This is a genomic window from Collinsella sp. LCP19S3_A6 (assembly GCF_052122015.1).
Classification (GTDB): Bacteria; Actinomycetota; Coriobacteriia; order Coriobacteriales; family Coriobacteriaceae; genus Collinsella.
Genome location: NZ_JBQKDD010000008.1, coordinates 1 through 19,948, shown reverse-complemented (window position 1 = coordinate 19,948; position 19,948 = coordinate 1). Strand labels below are relative to the sequence as shown.

The 19,948-nt window shown below is 60.5% G+C and carries 21 protein-coding genes; 1 reads left to right on the top strand and 20 read right to left on the bottom strand.

The genetic code is table 11. The features are described from left to right. Positions 1-30: 30 nt before the first annotated feature. The 7 genes from glyS to rpsP are packed head-to-tail and all read right to left on the bottom strand — an operon-like array spanning position 31 to position 5,592. On the bottom strand, positions 31-2,127 hold the full coding sequence (gene glyS / locus ACTQVX_RS06370) for a glycine--tRNA ligase subunit beta (RefSeq protein ID WP_441560602.1): 2,097 nt from the start codon (positions 2,125-2,127) through the stop codon (positions 31-33). Between the two features lie 3 nt (positions 2,128-2,130). Then, positions 2,131-3,042 carry a glycine--tRNA ligase subunit alpha gene (locus tag ACTQVX_RS06365; RefSeq protein ID WP_006236091.1) on the bottom strand — a complete coding sequence of 304 codons (912 nt, stop codon included), beginning with the start codon at positions 3,040-3,042 and terminating at the stop codon, positions 2,131-2,133. Positions 3,043-3,101: 59 nt separating this feature from the next. Then, a complete protein-coding gene (gene lepB, locus ACTQVX_RS06360) occupies positions 3,102-3,665 on the bottom strand; it encodes a signal peptidase I (protein ID WP_441560601.1) in 564 nt (187 codons plus the stop codon). Between the two features lie 2 nt (positions 3,666-3,667). Continuing rightward, complete coding sequence (gene trmD, locus ACTQVX_RS06355; RefSeq protein WP_154516229.1) at positions 3,668-4,426, bottom strand: tRNA (guanosine(37)-N1)-methyltransferase TrmD; 759 nt, start codon at positions 4,424-4,426, stop codon at positions 3,668-3,670. Positions 4,427-4,436: 10 nt separating this feature from the next. After that, positions 4,437-4,928: a ribosome maturation factor RimM gene (rimM, locus tag ACTQVX_RS06350; protein ID WP_441560632.1), complete on the bottom strand. Its 492-nt coding sequence runs from the start codon at positions 4,926-4,928 to the stop codon at positions 4,437-4,439. A gap of 34 nt (positions 4,929-4,962) precedes the next feature. Beyond that, the gene (locus ACTQVX_RS06345) at positions 4,963-5,208 is read right to left on the bottom strand and encodes a KH domain-containing protein (RefSeq protein WP_154516529.1); all 246 of its coding nucleotides are present in this window, start codon (positions 5,206-5,208) and stop codon (positions 4,963-4,965) included. Between the two features lie 42 nt (positions 5,209-5,250). Then, the gene (gene rpsP, locus ACTQVX_RS06340; protein WP_022094749.1) at positions 5,251-5,592 is read right to left on the bottom strand and encodes a 30S ribosomal protein S16; all 342 of its coding nucleotides are present in this window, start codon (positions 5,590-5,592) and stop codon (positions 5,251-5,253) included. Positions 5,593-5,793: 201 nt separating this feature from the next. On the opposite strand from rpsP, the gene dinB reads away from it, so the two are divergent. Further along, the gene (gene dinB / locus ACTQVX_RS06335; protein ID WP_427794791.1) at positions 5,794-7,050 is read left to right on the top strand and encodes a DNA polymerase IV; all 1,257 of its coding nucleotides are present in this window, start codon (positions 5,794-5,796) and stop codon (positions 7,048-7,050) included. A gap of 228 nt (positions 7,051-7,278) precedes the next feature. On the opposite strand, the gene ACTQVX_RS06330 is transcribed toward dinB, so the two are convergent. The 13 genes from ACTQVX_RS06330 to ACTQVX_RS06270 form a co-directional block, all read right to left on the bottom strand. Continuing rightward, positions 7,279-8,028, bottom strand: coding sequence for a transposase (locus ACTQVX_RS06330; protein WP_441560600.1), 750 nt, complete (start codon positions 8,026-8,028; stop codon positions 7,279-7,281). 230 nt (positions 8,029-8,258) lie between these two features. Beyond that, positions 8,259-8,714 (bottom strand): ribosome silencing factor, encoded by a 456-nt coding sequence (gene rsfS / locus ACTQVX_RS06325; RefSeq protein WP_427726898.1) that lies wholly within the window; start codon positions 8,712-8,714, stop codon positions 8,259-8,261. A gap of 27 nt (positions 8,715-8,741) precedes the next feature. Beyond that, positions 8,742-9,275, bottom strand: a complete 534-nt coding sequence (yqeK, locus tag ACTQVX_RS06320) for a bis(5'-nucleosyl)-tetraphosphatase (symmetrical) YqeK (protein WP_427718844.1) — start codon at positions 9,273-9,275, stop codon at positions 8,742-8,744. A gap of 87 nt (positions 9,276-9,362) precedes the next feature. Further along, complete coding sequence (gene nadD, locus ACTQVX_RS06315; protein ID WP_441560598.1) at positions 9,363-10,016, bottom strand: nicotinate-nucleotide adenylyltransferase; 654 nt, start codon at positions 10,014-10,016, stop codon at positions 9,363-9,365. Between the two features lie 27 nt (positions 10,017-10,043). After that, complete coding sequence (gene obgE / locus ACTQVX_RS06310; protein WP_195838549.1) at positions 10,044-11,510, bottom strand: GTPase ObgE; 1,467 nt, start codon at positions 11,508-11,510, stop codon at positions 10,044-10,046. An 85-nt stretch (positions 11,511-11,595) separates the two neighbouring features. After that, positions 11,596-11,853, bottom strand: a complete 258-nt coding sequence (gene rpmA / locus ACTQVX_RS06305) for a 50S ribosomal protein L27 (RefSeq protein WP_154516202.1) — start codon at positions 11,851-11,853, stop codon at positions 11,596-11,598. 33 nt (positions 11,854-11,886) lie between these two features. After that, on the bottom strand, positions 11,887-12,261 hold the full coding sequence (gene rplU, locus ACTQVX_RS06300) for a 50S ribosomal protein L21 (protein ID WP_035138585.1): 375 nt from the start codon (positions 12,259-12,261) through the stop codon (positions 11,887-11,889). 67 nt (positions 12,262-12,328) lie between these two features. Beyond that, the gene (locus ACTQVX_RS06295) at positions 12,329-13,141 is read right to left on the bottom strand and encodes a TIGR03936 family radical SAM-associated protein (RefSeq protein WP_441560596.1); all 813 of its coding nucleotides are present in this window, start codon (positions 13,139-13,141) and stop codon (positions 12,329-12,331) included. Next, on the bottom strand, positions 13,138-15,015 hold the full coding sequence (locus ACTQVX_RS06290; protein WP_441560594.1) for a TIGR03960 family B12-binding radical SAM protein: 1,878 nt from the start codon (positions 15,013-15,015) through the stop codon (positions 13,138-13,140). The genes ACTQVX_RS06295 and ACTQVX_RS06290 overlap by 4 nt, the downstream gene beginning before the upstream one ends. Before the next feature lie 9 nt (positions 15,016-15,024). Then, the gene (locus ACTQVX_RS06285) at positions 15,025-15,954 is read right to left on the bottom strand and encodes a YcjF family protein (protein ID WP_441560592.1); all 930 of its coding nucleotides are present in this window, start codon (positions 15,952-15,954) and stop codon (positions 15,025-15,027) included. Between the two features lie 18 nt (positions 15,955-15,972). Then, complete coding sequence (locus ACTQVX_RS06280) at positions 15,973-17,199, bottom strand: FtsW/RodA/SpoVE family cell cycle protein (protein ID WP_154516190.1); 1,227 nt, start codon at positions 17,197-17,199, stop codon at positions 15,973-15,975. Positions 17,200-17,208: 9 nt separating this feature from the next. Beyond that, positions 17,209-19,278, bottom strand: coding sequence for a penicillin-binding protein 2 (mrdA, locus tag ACTQVX_RS06275; RefSeq protein ID WP_154516187.1), 2,070 nt, complete (start codon positions 19,276-19,278; stop codon positions 17,209-17,211). Positions 19,279-19,291: 13 nt separating this feature from the next. Continuing rightward, positions 19,292-19,858: a hypothetical protein gene (locus ACTQVX_RS06270; protein WP_427726912.1), complete on the bottom strand. Its 567-nt coding sequence runs from the start codon at positions 19,856-19,858 to the stop codon at positions 19,292-19,294. Between the last annotated feature and the right edge of the window lie 90 nt (positions 19,859-19,948).

Genomic DNA, 19,948 nt, shown 5'->3' with positions numbered 1-19,948 from the left:
GGCTCCTTTTGCGCTTATGCGCAGGCTGGCTTACTTTTTGCGGGCAAGCTCACCGATGTTGGCGATGCCAGAGAAAACGGCCTCGAAGCGGTTGAGCAGCTTAAGGCGATTATCGCGGAGCTGCTCGTCCTTGTCCATGACCATAACCTCGTCGAAGAAGCGGTCGATGGGGGCACGCAGGGCGGCAAGGGCGGCAAATGCGGCCGGGTAATCCTCGGCAGCAAGGGCGCCATCGACAGCGGTCTGAGCAGCCTCGGAGGCATCGGCAAGCGCGAGCTCGGCCTCACCCATCAGGCTGCGATCGTACTCCATACCCAGCTCGGGCTTGGAGATGTGCGCGGCGCGGGCATAGGCAGTAGCCAGGTTGTCGAAGGTCTCGGCATCGTTCTTGCGGGCCTCGTCGAGCGCGGCGCAGCGGGCGAAGAAGACGGACGGAGCGATGATGTGCACCGCGGAGACGGCGGCGACGGTATCCGCCGGAATCTTCTCGTCGCGGACCATGCTCACCAGACGGCCGTGGAAGAATTCACGGACCTGCTGGGCGACCTCGGCGGCGTCGAACTCGATGCCCTGCTCGCTATAGAGCTCAAGGGCAAAGTCGATGAGCGTCGTGGGGTCGATCGGCAGACGATCGCGCAGGATGTTGATAATGCCGATAGCGGCGCGACGCAGCGCGTACGGGTCGGAAGAGCCGGTCGGGGGCTCACCGATGGCAAAGATACCGGCAATGGTATCGAGCTTGTCGGCACAGGCCACGATGCAGCCAGCGGTGCCCTCGGGCAGCTCATCGCCGGCAAAGCGGGGACGATAGTGATCGCGAATGGCGTGGGCGACCTCGTCGTTCTCCCCCATCGCAGTTGCGTAATAGCCACCCATCACGCCCTGCTGGCTCGTAAACTCGACGACGGCGTTGGAAACCAGGTCGGCCTTGCACAGGTGAGCGGCACGAGCGGCATCGGCAGCGAGGTGGGCGCCCAGATGGGCCTCGCGGGCAATAGCGAGCGCGAGCTGCTCAATGCGCTCGGACTTGGCGAGCACGCTGCCGAGCTTCTCCTGGAAGGCAACCTTGGCCAGACGCTCACGAAACTCGTCGAGGGAGATCTTCAGGTCCTCCTCGTAGAAGAACTTGGCATCGTCCAGACGGGCGCGCACGACGCGCTCGTTGCCGTCGATCACACGATCGGCATTCTCGGGCTTGCTGTTGGAGACGACCACGAACTCACGCGTGAGCTTGCCCTCGCCGTCATAGATCGGGAAGTAGCGCTGGTTGGTGAGCATGGACTCGCAGATGATCTCGTGCGGGACCTTGAGGAACTCCTCGTCGAAGGTACCGACGAGCACCGTCGGCCACTCGCAGAGGTTAATGACCTCCTCGAAGACCTTCTTGGGCGTATCGACATGGCAGCCAGGGCGCGCAGCCTCGACCTCGGCAATACCGGCAAGGATGGCCTCACGACGACGCTCGGCAGAGAGCACGCCGGCGTCCTCGAGCACCTGCTCGTAGACGGCGGGGCTGGCGACAACATGGTCACCGGCGCCCAGCACGCGATGTCCGCGCGTGGTATTGCCGCTCGTCACATCGGCAAACGTCACGGGCACAACGTCCTCGCCCATAAGGCAGCAGATCCAACGGACCGGACGCACAAACGTAGCGTGCTCGTGGCCCCAGCGCTGGCTACGGTAGTTGGGCCACTGCAGGCCTGCGATCGTCTTCTCGCACAGGGCCGTCAGAATAGGGGTAGCCGGCACGGAGGGAATGTTCTTCTCGGCGAATACGTACTCGCGACCGTCGGTATCCTCACGACGGATCAGGTCCTCGGCAGCCACACCGCACTTGCGAGCGAAGCCCTGGGCGGCCTTGGTGGCGTTGCCGTCGGCATCGAAGGCAATGTTTGCCGCAGGGCCGCGCTTGACCTCGTGGACCTCATCGGTCGCGGTGGCGACGTTGGTCGCGAGCGCAGCCAGACGACGCGGGCTCGAGATCACGCGGACCTCGCCATGGGCCAGGCCGGCCTCGTCGAGGCCCTTGGCGATCATATCGCCAAGCTGCTTGACGGCATTGTTCAGCGGTGCGGAGGGCATTTCCTCCGTACCGATCTCAAACAGGAAATCCTTAGCGTCTGCCATGGCTTACGCCACCTCGCCTTCCTGGTCGGCATTCTCGTTAACTCCGGCGACCTCGGCCATATAGGCCTCGCAGCACGCCTTGGCGACGGCGCGGACGCGCAGGATGTAGTTGGCACGCTCGACTGCGGACAGGGCGCCGCGGGCATCGAGCAGGTTGAAGGCATGGCTGCACTTCATGACGCAGTCGTATGCGGGCAGCGGCAGCTTGCGCTCCAGACAGGAGTGGCACTCGGCCTCGTAGTCGTCAAACTTCTGACGCATCATCTCGACGTTAGCGACCTCAAAATTGTAGGCGCTAAACTCGCGCTCGTTCTCCAGGAACACGTCACCGTAGGTCATGGGCGTGCCGTCGGGCAAATAGCTCCACACCAGGTCATAGACGGAGTTGACACCCTGGGCGTACATTGCGATGCGCTCCAGGCCGTAGGTGATCTCGACGGGCACGGGGTCGACCTCGATGCCGCCCACCTGCTGGAAGTACGTAAACTGCGTGACCTCCATGCCGTTGAGCCAGACCTCCCAGCCAAGGCCCCAGGCGCCGAGCGTCGGGCTCTCCCAGTCGTCCTCAACAAAGCGGACGTCATGGTCGTTGGGGTCCAGGCCAATGGCGGCAAGAGACCCCAGGTAAAGCTCCTGGGCGTTGACCGGCGAGGGCTTAATGAGCACCTGGAACTGATAGTAGTGCTGCATGCGGTTGGGGTTCTCGCCGTAGCGGCCGTCGGCGGGACGGCGGCAGGGCTGCGCATAGCAGGTGCGCCACTCGGCAGGACCGAGCGAGCGCAGCGTGGTCGCGGTATGGAAGGTACCGGCACCGACCTCGGAGTCATAGGGCTGCATAATGACGCAGCCCTGCTCGCCCCAGTACTGCTGGAGGCGCAGGATGATGTCTTGGAAGGAAAGCGATGAAGCGTTCATGCCTCTAATATCCCCTCGTCGAAACGATTACACGGTTAGGTACTGTACTATAGCGGTTTTTAGTCGATAGCGCCGATGCGGTTGAGCGGCCAGTAGCGCACAAGCGCCACAGCGATCAAATCAGAGCGATCGACGGGACCAAAGTAGCGTGAGTCGGCTGAGTTCTCGCGGTTGTCGCCCATCACCCACACGCACCCGTCAGGGACGGTGTAGGGATAGCTCACCTGAGCACCAGGCGCCTGGACCGACAGTGGCCAGCTCATGCCCGTCGTATAGTCCTCGTCGAGCGCTTGGCCGTCAACGACCACCTTGCCGTCCTGCAGGTTGACCGTCTGGCCGGCCGTAGCGATGACCCGCTTGACGAGCACATCGTGCTCGGAAGTGCCGTCGGGGTTGTGGAACACCACAATATCGCCCTGTTTGACAGGCTGGCCGAGCTCAAGCGTCACCTTTTGCGCCAGGATCTGGTCGCCAATCTCAATCGTGGACTCCATGGAACCGGTGGGAACCACAAAGGGCTCGACCACAAAGGTGCGAATCAAGAAGGTGGCCACGAGTGCGATCGCGACGACCACGACCCACTCAAACGCGCCCTTTAGCATGGAATGCTGCGACGGAACCATTCTCACTCCTCGCTCTGCGAATACGAAGCGTCCAAAATCTCCTGCGCGTACGCACGCTCCTGGGGCGTAAGCCGCGCCGTCTCAATTAAGTCGGGACGCCAGCGACAGGTGCGCTCGATGGCGTTCTTGCGGCGCCAAGCGTCAACCTTGGCGTGGTCACCACTTACAAGCACGGGAGGCACGCCCTCGCCGTTAAACTCGGCAGGACGGGTGTACTGCGCGTACTCGAGCAGCCCTCCGTCCTCGGCGGTCGAGAATGATTCGTCAACGTTGCTCATCTCATCTCCCAGAGCGCCGGGAATCAGACGCACGACGGCGTCAGCAACGACCATAGCGGGGAGCTCGCCGCCCGTGAGCACATAGTCGCCGATCGACAGGCGCTCGTCGGCATAGGCATACGCGCGCTCATCGACACCCTCGTAGCGGCTGCACACAAACAGCAGGCGCTCGCTTTGGAGCAGGCGCTCGGCTACATGCTGCGTAAAAGGCTCACCGCAGGGCGTAAAGAACACCACGGTGGGCTTGGGACCCTCAGAGCTAATGGCCTCGATTGCCTCGGCAATAGGCTCTACCTTCATGAGCATGCCCTGACCACCGCCGTACGGCTCGTCATCGACGGTACGATGGCGATCGTGCGTCCAGTCGCGCAGGTTATACGCCTTAAAATCAAAAAGGCCGGCCTTGCGGGCACGGCCCAAGATCGATGTGGACATGACGGGTTCAAACATCTCGGGAAAGACCGAAAGGGTCTCGATCAGCATGTTGTCCTCCCTACTCGTCCATATCGATCAAGCCGTCCATAACGTGGACGGATATTGCTCCCCGACCGGGAAGATCGAGCACAACTTGCTCGATCACGGGAATCAGCACCTCGCCGTACCGATCACCCTCGACAACCCAAACGTCGTTGGCGGGCGTCGACATAATCTCAACGATCGTTCCGAGCGACCCAAAGCGATCGTCAACCACCTCGCGACCCATAAGGTCGGTATAGGCGGCATCGAGTGAATCGAGCTCAAAGTCATCACGGTTCGCCAGAACGAAACAACCCGTGATGCCCTCGGCGGCCGTCAAGTCGTCAATGCCCTCAAACGAAACCAAATCGCCATCGCCCGTATCGGTAACGGATGTAACCGTGCAAAAGCGGTCACGCTTGAGCGCCGGTGGCGTCAGGGCGACACGCATACCCGGCTCCAATACAGAAGGAAGCCCCCGCAGCGGCTGCGCGAGGACCTCCCCCTTCCTTCCATGCGGCTTAACCACACGGGCGATGTTTTTGTACTGGGACCTCAAGGTCCTAGCCCAGAACCTCTACCTCGACGGAAGTGTCGAGGCGAGCGGCCAGTGCACGGGCGAGCGTGCGAATGGCCTTGATGGTACGGCCACGACGGCCGATGACCTTAGCGACGTCATCCTCGGCGACCGAAACCTCAATAGTTGAGGCGTCGTCACCATCGATAACTTCCAGGCTCACGGAATCCGGGTCGTCGACGATCTGAACAACGAGATATTCGACGAGATCGGCGATGCGATCTGAGAGCATTGCCTCACCCTCGAGCTGTGCAGCGTCAACCTCAGGCACGATTTACTCCTCGGCGCCCTCAGCGGCCTCAGCGGCAGCCTTAGCGGCCTCGGCCTCTTTGGCGAGCTGCTTCTTGGACTTCTTGACGACGGTCTCGGTCTTCTCGCCCTCGTTGGCGGCCTTGACCAGGGCGGCGACAGCGTCGGTGAGCTGAGCGCCCTTGGACTGCCAGTCGGCGATCTTCTCGAGATCGAGGTTGATGGTCTTGGGGGCGGTCATCGGATTGTAGCGGCCAACCTCCTCGATGATACGACCGTCACGCGGGGCGCGGGAATCGGCGACGACGACACGGTAGTACGGACGCTTCTTAGCGCCGTGACGAGCAAGGCGAATCTTGACTGCCAAAGGAAACTCCTCCAACCAAGCAGCTTTAGGCTGCAACTACAAACAAACAGTTGAACATAATACGCCATCGACGCGGGCAGGTGAAGTCCGTGAGACCAACTTCTTCGGTGTAGTCGAAGGCAAATCCATATCTTAGACAAGAATTCGCGATTTGCAAGCACATCCACGCACCCCACATGAGCTGCGCGGTATACTCATGACATGAAAAGATGCGAACATACATACGGTTATGAGGATACTGCGGGCGTCACGCCGCCGCCCTGGACGGGTCCGGCGGTGGGTCTGATGGATCTCGATGCGTTTTTTGCGAGCGTGGAGATGCTCGATCATCCCGAGTGGCGCGGCAAGCCGCTTATCGTTGGCGGAGACGCCGAATCGCGCGGCGTCGTCTCCACCTGCTCATACGAGGCACGCCGCTTTGGCGTGCACTCCGCCATGCCCTCGGCCGAGGCGCGCCGCCTCTGTCCGCAGGCCATTTGGACACACGGGCATTTCGACCGCTACCACGAGGTCAGCGCACAGGTCATGAATATTCTTGCCGACGAGACACCGCGCGTAGAGCGCGTGTCCATCGACGAGGCCTTTATCGACATCACGCCGGGCCGCTTTGCGCCCGAGGACCCACTGCTCGTCGTACGACGCATCAGCGATCGCGTGGCGGCACTGGGGGTGACCTGCTCCATCGGCGTCGGTTGCAACAAAACGGTAGCCAAGATTGCAAGCGAGCGAGACAAGCCGTTTGGGCTTACGGTCGTACGCCCGGGAACTGAGCAGCGTTTTCTGGCACCGTTACCTGTTTCTGCCATGAGCGGTATCGGGCGCTCGGCCGAGGAGCGGCTGCGCCGCATGCGGATTTACACGCTGGGCGAGCTGTCGCGCGCACCGGAATCCACACTGTCTGCGATTTTTGGCGTTAACGGCGAGCGGATGCGCCAGCGTGCGTTGGGGCTCGAGGTTTCCGAAGTCACGAGCCTCGATGAAGAGCGTGAGGTCAAGTCGGTAAGCAATGAGCGCACCTTTGCGAAAGATTTGACCGAGCGCGGGGACATCGAAGCGGCGATTGCACTATTGGGCGAATCCGTCGGACGTCGCCTGCGCCGCCAGGGGCTTACCGGCACCACGGTAACGCTCAAACTTAAGTACTCGTACGGCAGCGGTCGCTCGGCACAGCGACGACTCCCCCATCCCACCGACGACGAGAACATCTTTGTGGCGGTAGCGATCGAGTTGCTCGACAACATCTGGCAGGAAGGAATGCATGTACGCCTTGCCGGCATAGGCATGAGTGACTTCAATCATCAAGGCGGCATACAGACCGACCTGTTTTGCGAAGTCGACGACCGCGGAGCCCAATCCAGCGACCGCCGTGACCTCTCCGTCGCCATCGACGCAGTCCGAGACAAGTTCGGCGACACCGCCCTATCCTTCGGCCGCCAATCACGCTTCTCCTCCCACTAATTAGTCAATTTGGGACGGGGCTTTTTTAGCTACTTTAGATTGTCAGGGTAGTACGGGGTAGCTAATTTGGGACGGGGCTTTTTTAGCTACCCTTCAGCTGGCAGCGAATCACCCGGGGCCGGAATAAAACTCAACCGATTTGTTGGGTTAGCTAAAATAGCCCCGTCCCAAATTAGCTACCCAACCCATACCTGACGCGGTCGCAACACAAACCTCGTCCAAAATGAGCTATTTTTTGACTTTGACCTTTTGTATAGTGCAGTGTCCAATGCCCGTAAGGCGGACGATCTGTTTAATCGAAAAGCCCTCGCTCTTCAAAGTACGAATGCAGGCATCGCGCGCCCCCTTTGGCAAAGCCTTAAGGTGATGAGGCTCGTACGGCTTAAGAAGAGCCTGCGCAAACTCCAGCGCATCTGTGTCGCTCACATGAGCGCCGTCACGGAAGCAATAGCGATTGGGCTCACCCGAGGTGCTGAAGGCAAAAAATCTCTGAGAGTCACCGAGCAACCCGAGAACGCAATCCGTTTTGCAGATACCCGGATATCCCATATACTCGCGAAAGCTGCTCCATCGATACAGCGAAGCGGTCCCAATCCTCGCCTTCGCGGGATTGTCGTGAATGTATCTCACGCAGTTGAGCAGCTGATCATCATCGAGGATCGGCACACTCTTAAATCGATCCTGGAAAACAGGCCCCTTCCTGCCTGTCTTTGAGTTGAAATACATGGCATACGCCGTCGTAATCGAATGCATGCAATCGCTCAGATGAACATGCTCGTCGTCAAGCAGAAGATGAATATGGTTATCCATAAGGCACCACGCGATGACATCCACTTTAAACTTCTGGCATTTCGAAGCAACCAGCCGAATCAGATAGAGCCGATCTTCGTCATCCTCAAATATGAGTTGGTCGGCACATCCCTTTTGGACGACATGGTAAAAACCATATACAGAGATTTCTCGCGCAGTCCGAGTCACACGCATCCCCTCCTCTACAGATGACAATTACGTTACCCGAGCCAGAGTAGAAAAAAACGTACTGGGGGCTATAAATCGCGATGTTCGGCGAACGGTAGGTAGTAGCTAAAAAAGCCCCGTCCCAAATTAGCTACTTTTGGGCAAAAAGAAAGCCGGGCGGCCGCGGAAAAACGCGACTGCCCGGCGAAATACTTGAGGGTAGCTAAAAAAGCCCCGTCCCAAATGAGCTACTAGAGGAGGTCCAGGGAGAGCTGGGGAGCGTCGCCCCAGAGCTTTTCGAGGCGGTAGAACTCACGTGCCTCGGGAGTGAAGACGTGGACGACAACCGAACCGTAGTCCATGAGCATCCAGGTCTTCTGCTCGCGGCCCTCAATGGAAAACGGGTGCTCGCCGCAAGCCTCGGCGACTTTCTCCTCAATCTCGTCGACGATGGAATCAACCTGGCGGTTGTTGGTGCCGGTAGCAAGGACAAAGTAGTCGCACACATCGGAAAGCTCAGTCAGATCGAGCACCTGAACGTCCTCGCCTTTCTTGTCGTAGGCGGCCTGCGCGGCAGCGCGGGCGACATCCTCGGCGGCGACACCGCTGGCGGAGAGCGTCGCGGCAGTGCGGTCGGACGTGGCCACGAAACTCTTGTGCTCCGCACCTTCAAGAATCTGCTCGTCAGTCATGGTCTCATCGGCCATGGAATACCTCTTTCTAGACAGCCCGAACTAGCGCAGCTGGGCGTAATGGTTGTAAATCGTAATAGCCGTGGGATAAAGATAGCGCCCGGACTGGATCACATAGACCAGACCCTGCGCAAAACAGGAGAAGAACAACTCGTCGAGCGAGGACTTCCCCACCATCTTGCGCAGCGCATGGGCATAATCGCCGTGGCGGTTGGGTTCGATGGCATCGGCCACAAAGACCACCATATCGAGCGGCGTCATGTCGCAAGCGCCCACGGTGTGACGGTCGACAGCCTGAAAGACCGCCGGCGACAGCTCGGGAAAAAGCTGCGGAAGCTCATAGGCGGCAACCGGGCCATGCAAAAGCGGCGTCGCGGCAGACGGAGAGCCGGCAATCTTAATGCCATAATGCAGGGCGCGCGTGACCAGCTCGTCGTCGGAGAGTACTTTGTCCCAGTCATGGATCAGGCCGGCGGCAGCGGCATCAAAGCGGTCGACGCCGTATACCTCGGCTAGGTGCAGCGCCGTCTCGGCAACCCCGAGCGAATGCACGTAGCGCTTACGCTTATCCTTCATGCGCACATCGAGCAACTCGTGGATACGCGTCAAGAGCGCGCGCTCGTCGCCCTCAAACTGATCTTCTACCGACAACGTTTCCCCCCGTCAATCAAAATCGTCTTGCCCAAGATCGGCATACAGGCCGCGTTTACGGATATAGCCGAGCACGGACTCGCTCGTAAGATAGCGCACGCTCATGCCGCGGGCAACCCGCTTGCGGATGTTGGTCGAGCTAATTGCCAGCGCCGGAATCTGAATATAGCGCACATCGAATGGCAGCCCCGATTCCTTAATCCTCGCCCGGGCCGTATCGATGTCAAAGCCGGGACGTGTCGCAGCAATAAAGGTTGCCAGTTCGGCAATCTCATGAGCATTGTGCCAGGTCACAATATCGATAATCGCATCGGCGCCCGTAATAAAGTAAAGCTTCACCTGTGGCGGGTAAAACTCGCGAAGGGCACGCAGCGTATCGGCTGTATAGGTGACACCGGCACGATCGATCTCGAAGCGGCTTGCCAAAAAGGCCGGGTTCGCGGCAGTCGCGAGGACCGTCATGGCATAACGGTCCTCAGCAGGCGTCACCGGTTTGTCGAGCTTAAAGGCAGGAGAGCCGGCCGGCATAAAAAGCACAGCGTCCAAGTCGAGCGACTCGCGAGCCTGCTCGGCGGTAACCAAGTGCCCGTAATGAATCGGGTCAAAGGTGCCGCCCATAATGCCAAGCCGAAACTCGTGCCCATCCTTGATGGGCAGCTCAGGCATTCCGATTCCACCGCGCAGCGACATGGCTTACTCGCCCTCCGGGGTCTCAATAACGTCGACTTCGGTAGCGCCTTCGGAGCCCTCGGTGACATGAGCCACGTCCGCACCCTCGGCCGCTACGTCAATAACCTCAACGCCTGCATCCTCGAGCTCGTCCTCGTATTCCGAGAAGTCCTCGGCGCCCTCAAAGTCAAAGGCGCGCTGGCAAATGCGAACCTCGTCGCCCGCACGGCAGCCGGCCTTCTCGAGCGCATCGTCGACACCCATGCGCGCAAACTTATGCTGCAGGTAGATAACGGCTTCCTCGTTTTCCCAGTCGGTTTGGATAACCATGCGCTCGATCGCGCGACCAACCACGCGGAAAGCACCGGGCTCTTCCTCAACAATGCGGAAGCGCTTCTCGCGCTGCAGGCGGCGACGCTCCCACTCCTCATCGCGCAAATCGACCGGCTCATCAGAGACCGCAAGCTCCGCGCGGAGCTTAGCCACCTGCTCGCCCACGGCAAGCATCAGGGTGTTGAGGCCGGCACCCGTAACGGCGGAAACGGCAAAAAACATATGGCCGTCATCGAGCGCTGCACGCTTAAGGTCGGCAATCTTGTCGGCCGTGCCCGGCGCATCGCACTTGTTGGCGACAACGATCTGCGGGCGCTCCGAGAGCTCGGCACCATACTGCTCGAGCTCACGATTAATGATGCGATAGTCCTCAACCGGATCGCGATCCTCAAAACCGCCCGTCATATCGACAACGTGCATGATCAAAGCAGTGCGCTCAATATGGCGCAGGAACTGGTGACCCAGGCCCTTGCCTTCACTCGCACCCTCGATGAGACCGGGGACGTCGGCAACGACGTAAGAATATTCGCCGGCACGCACCATGCCCAGATTGGGCACGAGCGTGGTAAACGGGTAGTCGGCGATCTTGGGACGGGCGGCGCTCATACGCGCGATGAGCGAGGACTTGCCCACCGAGGGAAAGCCCACGAGCGCGGCATCGGCCATAAGTTTCATCTCGAGCTCGATCCAGTGCTCCTCGGCTGGCTCACCCAGCTGGGCAAACGCGGGCGCGCGGCGCACCGACGTCACAAAGTGGGTGTTGCCCAGACCGCCGGCCCCACCGGGCGCCACGACAACGCGCTCGCCATCGTGCACCAGGTCGGCAATCTCGAACATCGGGGTCTGCGTCTCGGGATCGAGCTCGCGGACTACGGTGCCCATGGGAACTTTCAAAATCAGGTCCTCGCCGCTCTTGCCATTGCGACGGGCACCCTGGCCGTGCGTGCCGCGCTCGGCACGGAAGTGATGCTTAAAGCGGTAATCGATCAGCGAAGACAGCTGAGCATCGGCCTGGATGACGACATTGCCGCCACGACCGCCGTCGCCGCCATCGGGGCCGCCCTTGGGAACAAATGCCTCGCGCCTAAACGACATGCATCCGGCTCCGCCGTCGCCGCCGCAAACGTTAATGCGGCTGATATCGGTGAACTGTGACAACAGAATCGCCTCCTACAAAAAAGAGGGAGACCCTTGAATCCTAAAACTCAAGTGCCTCCCACATATGTGCTCTATGAAGGGTGAATTACGCGTTCGCGAGCGGGCGTACGCTGACCCTGTGCTTGATACCCTTGTGGAACTCAACGGTACCGTCGACCAGCGCGAACAGCGTGTCGTCCTTGCCACGGCCAACGTTCGCACCCGGGTGGATGTGCGTGCCATGCTGACGGACGAGAATCGTGCCCGTGGTTACCGTCTGGCCGGCGAAGCGCTTCGTGCCAAGGCGCTGACCGCGGGAGTCACGGCCATTACGGGAGGAACCGAGTCCTTTTTTGTGTGCCATTGTGTATACCTACTCTTTCGTTACGAGTGTAATCTACTCGGCGACGGGAGCCTCGGCAACAGCCTCAGCCTCTGCCTTGACAGCCTTCTTGGCGCGGGAGGTAGCCTGAACCTTCACGATCTTCAGCTTGGTGAGCTGCTGACGGTGGCCCTTCAGACGACGATAGCGCTTACGCTTGTGGAACTTGAAGACCAGCTGCTTCTCGCCCTTGAACTGCTCAACGATCTGAGCGGTAACCTTGGCCTTGGCCAGCTTGTCGGGATCGGTGACGATCTTCTTACCATCGTTGAGGAAGATGACCGGCAGGGTGACCTTGTCGCCCTCATTGCCCTCGATCTTCTCGACGGTGATGACATCGTCGGTGGCGACCTTGTACTGCTTGCCGCCCGTGTTAACGATTGCGTACATGTTTACTTGCCCTTCATGCATCAGTTAGTGCAACAGCCGAATATAGTAGCAGGCGATAATACCCCCGTCAACGAGTATGTGGAGCAAATCCACAAGTTCGCACAGGTATGGGGCTGACGAGTCGGCCCTCGTCGTCTTCGCATGCTTGATTCTGACGCTCGACATCGTAGGAGCAGATGGTCACGAGGTCTTGCATACCGGTGGAAACAATAGGTGCATCGACGCCCGGGGTCAAGCCCTGCAACAAAACATCAGCAGCAGAAAGCAAAATTTCCGGACGCATGGAGCCCTCGTTGTCGGCATGGGTGTCGAGTATGAGCACCAGATGGTCCGAGCGCTCCCCCGCCTTAAGCTCGTAACCCACGAGCGTATGGTCCAAGTCCAGGCGCTTGCTCTTTTTGCCGCGCGCATAGTCGATGCCGTGGGCCGCGCGCAACGTGTCGATTGCGCGACGCACCTCGTCGACAGCGACCGGCGCCTCAGGGTCCAGATGCAGGTCGATACGATACGACAGGCGCGTGAGCTGGGCCGTGAGCGCCGGCGTGCGCACGTCGATGTATGCGGCCTCGATGGGCGCCAAATCGGCCGGAGATGCCGCGGCCAGGCGCCCAAAGGCCTCGTCGAGCGCGACGAACTCGGTCATAAACAGGTCATACCACTCGCAGGTCGACGACGTGCCCACGGGCAGCGCCGAGGAAAAACCCACACGCATATGCGGCGAGAAACCCTGCGTCACGGCATAGGGCAGGCCCGCGCGACGCACGATGCGTTCAATGGTATGAATCAGTTCCAGGTGGCCCAGGTACTTGAGACGATCGCGCTTGCCGTAGCGAACGCGAAGCCTAAAGAGCGTGGGGTTGTCGGTCAAGCGCTCACTCATGCGCGATCACCCACCAATACGTTCTTGGCGTGGAGCGTGGGGCAGATTCCGCAGCCGGTGCACGACGTGCGGGTGCAGTCGGGCGTCGTGACACCCTCCAGCGAGCGACGGTACTCGCGCTCGAGGAAGCCACGCGAGCAGCCGGGGCTCACGTGCTCCCAGGGCAGATGCCAGTCCAGCTCGTAGGGCAGGTGCACGAGCTCGTTGAGGTCGATGCCGTTTTTGGCCGCGGCCTCCTTCCAGTTATCGAGCGAGAAATGCTCCACCCAGGCGTCAAAACGCGAACCGGCACGCCAGGCATCGATGATGACAGGCGTCATGTCGCGGCCTGCACGAGACAGCGCCGCCTCGATAAGCGAGGTCTCGGCATCGTGGTAGTGCACGCGGACCGCACGGTTGCGAACACTCGTAATGAGGAGCTTCTGACGGCGTTTGACGTCGTCGTAATCGAGCTGCGGGCACCATTGGAAAGGCGTGGCGGCCTTGGGAATAAACACCGACACCGAGATGGACACCGAGATGGAGCCGCGCCGCGCCTTGGGTACTACGGAGCGGCCGAGTTCCAGCACGTGATCGGCCAGGTTGGCGATGGCCACGATATCCTCATCGCGCTCACCGGGAAGACCCATCATAAAGTAGAGCTTCATGCGGTTCCAGCCGGCCTCGAAGGCCGCCTTCGCCGCGCGGTCCACGTCCTCCTCGGTCACATTCTTGTTGATGATGTCGCGCATGCGCTGGCTACCGGCCTCGGGGGCAAACGTCAGGCCGCCCTTCTTTTCGCCGGCGACCGACTCGGCCATATCCACGCCAAACGAATCCAGGCGCTGCGAGGGAATGGACACGCGAATGCCCGTATCTTCCAGGCGGCGGTTGAGCCTGCCAAGCACGTCGCGGATGCAGGAGTGGTCGGTGGTCGAAAGCGAGGTAAGCGACACCTCGTCATAGCCGGTCTTTTCCAGGCCCTGGATCACCGAGGACACAATCTGGTCTGCCGAACGCTCGCGCACCGGGCGATACGTCATGCCGGCCTGGCAAAAACGGCAACCGCGAGCGCAGCCACGCAGGATCTCGATAGACAGGCGATCGTGAACGAGCTGCGCATAGGGCACGCACGACTGCGACAGCGGATTAGTAGCGCCAAAGTCCTCGACGACGCGCTTGTAGACCACCGGCGGGACGTCTTTGCCCTCACGCGGCACGGTATAGCCGTGCGGTGAGCAGGGTTCGTCATAGCGCACCTCGTACAGCGACGGCACATAGGTACCGGAGACGGTCGCGAGCTGCTCGACAATCTGGGCGCGCGGGACGCCCTCGTCACGCAGGCGGCGATGCAACTGGCAGATCTCGAGCAGCGACTCCTCACCCTCGCCAATCAGAATGGCATCGAAGAAGGCCGCATACGGCTCGGGGTTATAAACCGAAGGTCCGCCGGCGACGATGATGGGATCGTCCTCGGTGCGGTCGGCCGCCAGCAGCGGAATGCCGGCGAGGTCGAGCGCCTCGAGAAAGTTTGTCACGGCCATCTCGTGCGGCACGTGCATACCGACGATATCAAACGAGGCTACGGGCGCTGCGCCTTCGAGCGACAGCAGCGGGATACCGGCCTCGCGCATGGCATCGCCCATATCGGGCCACGGCACATAACCGCGCTCACAGGAGATGCCCTCGGCCTGGTTAAGGATGTTGTACAGGATGGCGATACCCTGGTTGGGCAGGCCGACCTCGTACACGTCCGGGTAAATCATGCAGCAACGATAGTCGGCATCGGCCTTGGAGAGCGTACCCCACTCGTGGTCGATATAGCGACTCGGCTTTTCGACCTTCGCGAGCAGCGGCTCGATCAAATGAAAACAGTCTTGGTATGGAACGCGCAAAAGAAACCCCTAAGCAGCGAGATCGGATGCATCCTCAAAAGGATTCATGGGACGGGTAGCGCCGGCAACCGTGGTCACCAGGTCGCGGACGCGCGAGAACGTGGCGGCAACCACCTCGTTGGCACGGCTGTAGTCGATATCGCGCTCGTAGAGAGACACGAGCGCACGACCCATGCCATAGGTGCCGACGGCGGCGGAGAGTGCCTTGACGGCAAACCCAATATGCGGCGTCTGCTTTACCAGGGCACGAGTGACGGCGCGCATTACCAAGCCGCCGGCAAGCACGCCCGCGACCTCATAGCCGCGCTCGGGCTTAATGCCGCGCCCAAAGATAGCCGCAAGCTCAAAGAGCATGCCAACCTGCGCCAGCGCCATAACGGGATAATCGGCCCCCGGCAAAAACACCAGCGCGCCCGTCGCCATATTGGTAAGCGCGCACGAGGTGATGATGCGGTTGGCGGCGGCGATGCGCATAAAGCCAAAGTTCGCCGCAAAGGCCGTCTCCTTTTCCGTACGGTCCAGGATCCAGCGGGCGAGCGTCTCGAGCAGATACGTCTTATCGGTGGCCGCCACCACGCCGAGCATGGGCGTGGACTCCTGGATAAAAGGCACCTCGACAGCGGACTCGGCCAGCACGCACACGGGCGCGCCGGCAATGACGAGCTCCTGCACGGCGCTCTCAAGGCGGTCGGAACCGCACGAAAGCACCAGCACCACGTCGGTATCGGTCTTGGGGACGATACGCTCCTCACCCAGGCGCTCAACGCGCACAATGCCCGAGGTCGTCTGCGGCACAAAGGCATCGCGAACCGTCTCGACCAAAAAACGCGAGGCGGTCGAATCCAGGTAGACCGAAACGCGTACCGGCGTATCGGAATCCCTCTTGGTGGTCGCGCCCATTTTAAAAGCGCGGGTCAGCTTTTCCACGGGAATCTTCATGGCAAACCCCTCCAGCGGTTACGCGGCGCCCGAACGATGCCGCCATATGGATTGTACGATACCCACCGTCAACAACTGGATCATCATCGACGACGAACCAAAGCTAATAAACGGCAGCGGAATACCGGTAATCGGCATCATGCCAATGCACATGCCGATGTTCTCGAACGTCTGGAATGCCCACATGCCGACAATACCCACGCATGACAAGCGTAGAAACAGAGACTCGCACTTAAAGGCGACGCGGATCGTCGAGAAAATGAGCAGTACGTACAGGCACAGCAACAAAAAGGAACCGCAGAAGCCGAACGTCTCTGACAAAAAGGCGAAGACGAAGTCGGTATGGAACTCGGGCAGAAAGCCGCCGGCCGACTGCGTCGCATGCCCCAGCCCCTTACCAAAGAAACCGCCCGAGCCGACCGCGATCAACGACTGCTGCAGGTTGTACGCATCGTCCGAATCGGCGTTGTCGGGGTCGATAAAGACCGTCAGACGATTCATCTGGTACTGCTTAATGAGCACATCGTGGCCGAGCAGCGAATCGAAGACCGAATCGAGCGCCAGGACGAGCGCCACCAAACCCACGAGCAGAGCCAAAGTCGACAGCACCCATTCGCGGCGTGCACCGCTCATGCAGATGACGATGGCGCCCGACACCAGCACGACCAGACCCGAGCCCAAATCGCCCATGGCGACGACGGCCAAAAACGGAACGGACAGCATGCCGCAGAGCTTAATGTAGTCGCGAGCGGTATCGATGCGCCCGTTGTACTGCGAGCCAAGCGTGGCCATAAAGAAGATGGTGATGAGCTTGGCAAGCTCAACGGGCTGGAATGTTAAACCGATACCGGGAATCTTGATCCAACCCGTCATTCCCAAGCCGCCCGTGTAGGACAGGCCCGGAATCTTAGGCGAGAAGATCACGATGAGATCGATGACGAGCAGGGCCGTCGAAAAGTTGGAAATGCCGCGCAGGTCGGTGCGCCAGACGAGCACCGCCAGCACCGCGCCAATACCGATACCCAGCAGGTGACGCGAGAACGAGGCATCGGCTTTAAACTGCGAGGCGGACCAGATAATAATGGCGCCATAGGTGACGAGCGCCACAGTCGCCAACAGCACGCCGACGTGCACCTTTTGGCGAAACGTTCCGCGCGATGCGGAAATCTGCTTGTTGACGCGGTCCAGGCTGCTGCGAGAGCCGGTTTTGGTTGAGCGGAACAGGTCCGCCGGCGAAAAGTCCATCGCAACCTCCTATCGAACCGAGGAATCGCCCGTGGCCGTCGACGTGTCGGGCTCGTCATAAATCGCACCGAGGACATCGCGCACAACGTGCAGCGCGGTATCGGAGCCGCCACCGCCCTGTTCCAAGACAGTGGCGATCACGTACTTGGGGTCATCGGCCGGCGCGTAGGCGCAAAACCACGCGTAATCGTCCTCGCCGCTCTTCTCGCCCGTGCCGGACTTGCCGTAGACCGTAGGGGTCAGGGAGTTAAAGTGCGCGGCGGTCGAAGTCGACGCCGAGTAAATCACATCGTGCATGCCGTTGCGGACCAGCGCAAGATCGGCATCGTTGTTAATTTGGGCCTCAAGGCGCTTCTTTTTGCCCTTGCCGTTGTACTTGTAGGCATCGCCGTCGCCATCACGCGAGACAGCAGACAAGAACACATGCGGCACATACTGTTTGCCGCCGTTGGCAATACCCATGTAGGCGCAGGCCATCTGCAGCGGTGTCACCAGAATGTCGCCCTGGCCGATGGCGATGTTGGTCATATCGCCGGCATTCCACTTGCGGTCCTCGGCCGAGGCGTCGGTAAAGTACGACTCTTTCCACTCGGCATCGGGAATGCGGCCCGCACCCTCACTCGGCAGGTCGATGCCGCAGGTCTTGCCCAGGCCCCAACGGCGAAAGACCTCTTGCAGGCCTTCGGGATGCTGGTCGTTGTAGAAAAAGGCCTTGCCCATATCGTAGAACACGGGGTCGCAGGAGTTGGCGATACCGGACTGCAGCGTCATCGTGCCGTGGCCGGAGTGCAGCCAGCAGTACTTTCCCCAAGATTTGCCCAAGCCGGTCCAATATCCCGTGCAGTTGGTCGTTTGACTCGAAGTGTACGTGCCAAATTCGAGGCCAGCCAACGCCGAGAGGGGTTTGATGGTCGAGGCGGACATGTACTGGCCGCTAATGGCGCGGTTGAGCAGCGGATGCGAGCCCTCGTCATCGTTAAGCTCGGTCCACACGTCATTGGAAACACCGCCGATAAAGACAGAAGGATCAAACTTGGGTTCGCTTGCCATGCCCAAGATCTCGCCGTTGTTGGGGTCAAGGCACACCACGGCACCGTTGCCGGCATTGCTATGGCCCGTAGTCTTGGCAAGCTCAATGGCATTCGCCAGAGCCGTCTCGCAGGCCTGTTGAATCTTAAGATCGAGCGTAAGCTTAATGTCAGAACCGGCCTTGGCGGGAACGGCGCCGGCTTGACCGGTAACGTTACCCGAGGCGTCAACTTTCACGGTCTGCTCACCGCGAATGCCCTGCAGCAGATTTTCGTAGTAAATCTCTACGCCCGCCTGACCCACAATATCGCCCGATTGATACGAGATCTGGCCAGCCGCGCTTTCGTTGCCGTCCGACGACTTCTTGTTCTGCGCCTCGAGCTGCTCGGAGGTAATGGTGCCGGTATAGCCCAAAATATGGCAGGCGGTCTCGCCATACGGGTACTGGCGCTCGGTGCGCTCGGCGATCTTCACGCCGGGAAACTCACCGGCGTGCTCCTGAATGTAGGCGACGGTAGAGCGGCGCACGTCAGTCGCGATCGTATGCAGGCTCTGCGCGCCCTCGGAATTGTCCTGGATGTTGCGCAGCACCGCGACATACGGCATGCCGAGCACGTTGGCAAGATGACGCACCAGCACCTTGTCGTCGGCAAGATCGCGATAGGCGACGACGGCGAGCGAGGGGCGGTTTTGCACCAGTGCGACGCCGTTGCGGTCCAAGATGCGGCCACGCACGGCCGGCGTGGTAACGGTACGGGTCTGATTGCTCTTGGCCTGCTTGTCATAGTAGTCCGACGAGACCATCTGCATGCCCCACAGCTTAACGGCAAGCGCGGCAAACATGGCACCCACGCCCGTGGTGAGGATGGAGAAGCGGCCCTTGAAGGCCGTGGCGGCCGTATTGCCCTCGCCCTCGGTGGCGCGCGGGGCCGTTCCGTGCTGTGTGTCGTAGGTAAAGCGGGAGTCGCCGCGGCGCATGATGACCAGCGCGACCACAATGGCCACGACCAGCGCGATACCGGCGACAACAACCGTCAACTGGGAAGACATCTTGAGGCCTCCCCTATTTGAGCTTACGGGTCTTGGGCTTAAAGCGCATGCCCGTCTGACGCCCACCGCGTGCGGAGAACCCATAGCCAGACTGCGGAGCGGCACCGGACATCAAAAACGGAATGGCAATCAAGCCCGTCAGGATCGAGGACGGCAGAGCGTGCCCAAAGATGGCCACCACAAAGCTCGTCTCCAGACCCATAAACAGCAAGATGATGCTGTAGACCACGTTGATGGCAAGCGCAAAGGCGCCCACGGTAACGCCGCGCGCGCTCGGCGAGCCGCCCGTCTGACCAGCCGCGCTGTGCACCAAAGCAAAACTGCCCACGGTCAGCAGCAGCGACATAACGCCCACCGGCACGGCGGCGGAAAGGTCGTAAAACAGACCGCTGCAAAAGCCGCACACGACGGCACGCGTAGGGTCGCCCGAAAACACGCTCAGACACACCAAGATGATCATAAAGTTGACGCGGCCGCCCGCGATGGAGATTTGCGGTGCCAGTCCCGCCTGCAGCAGCACGCAGACGATAGCGGCGATTGCAAAGGCACGGGAGCCAGTCCCCTGCTCGTGTAGATCCATGGACATGCCTCCCTATTCGCTCGATCCAGAATCGGACGCTTCGGCCGTGTCGGAATCATCATCCGATTTCTCGTCCTTAGGCTGAGTCGC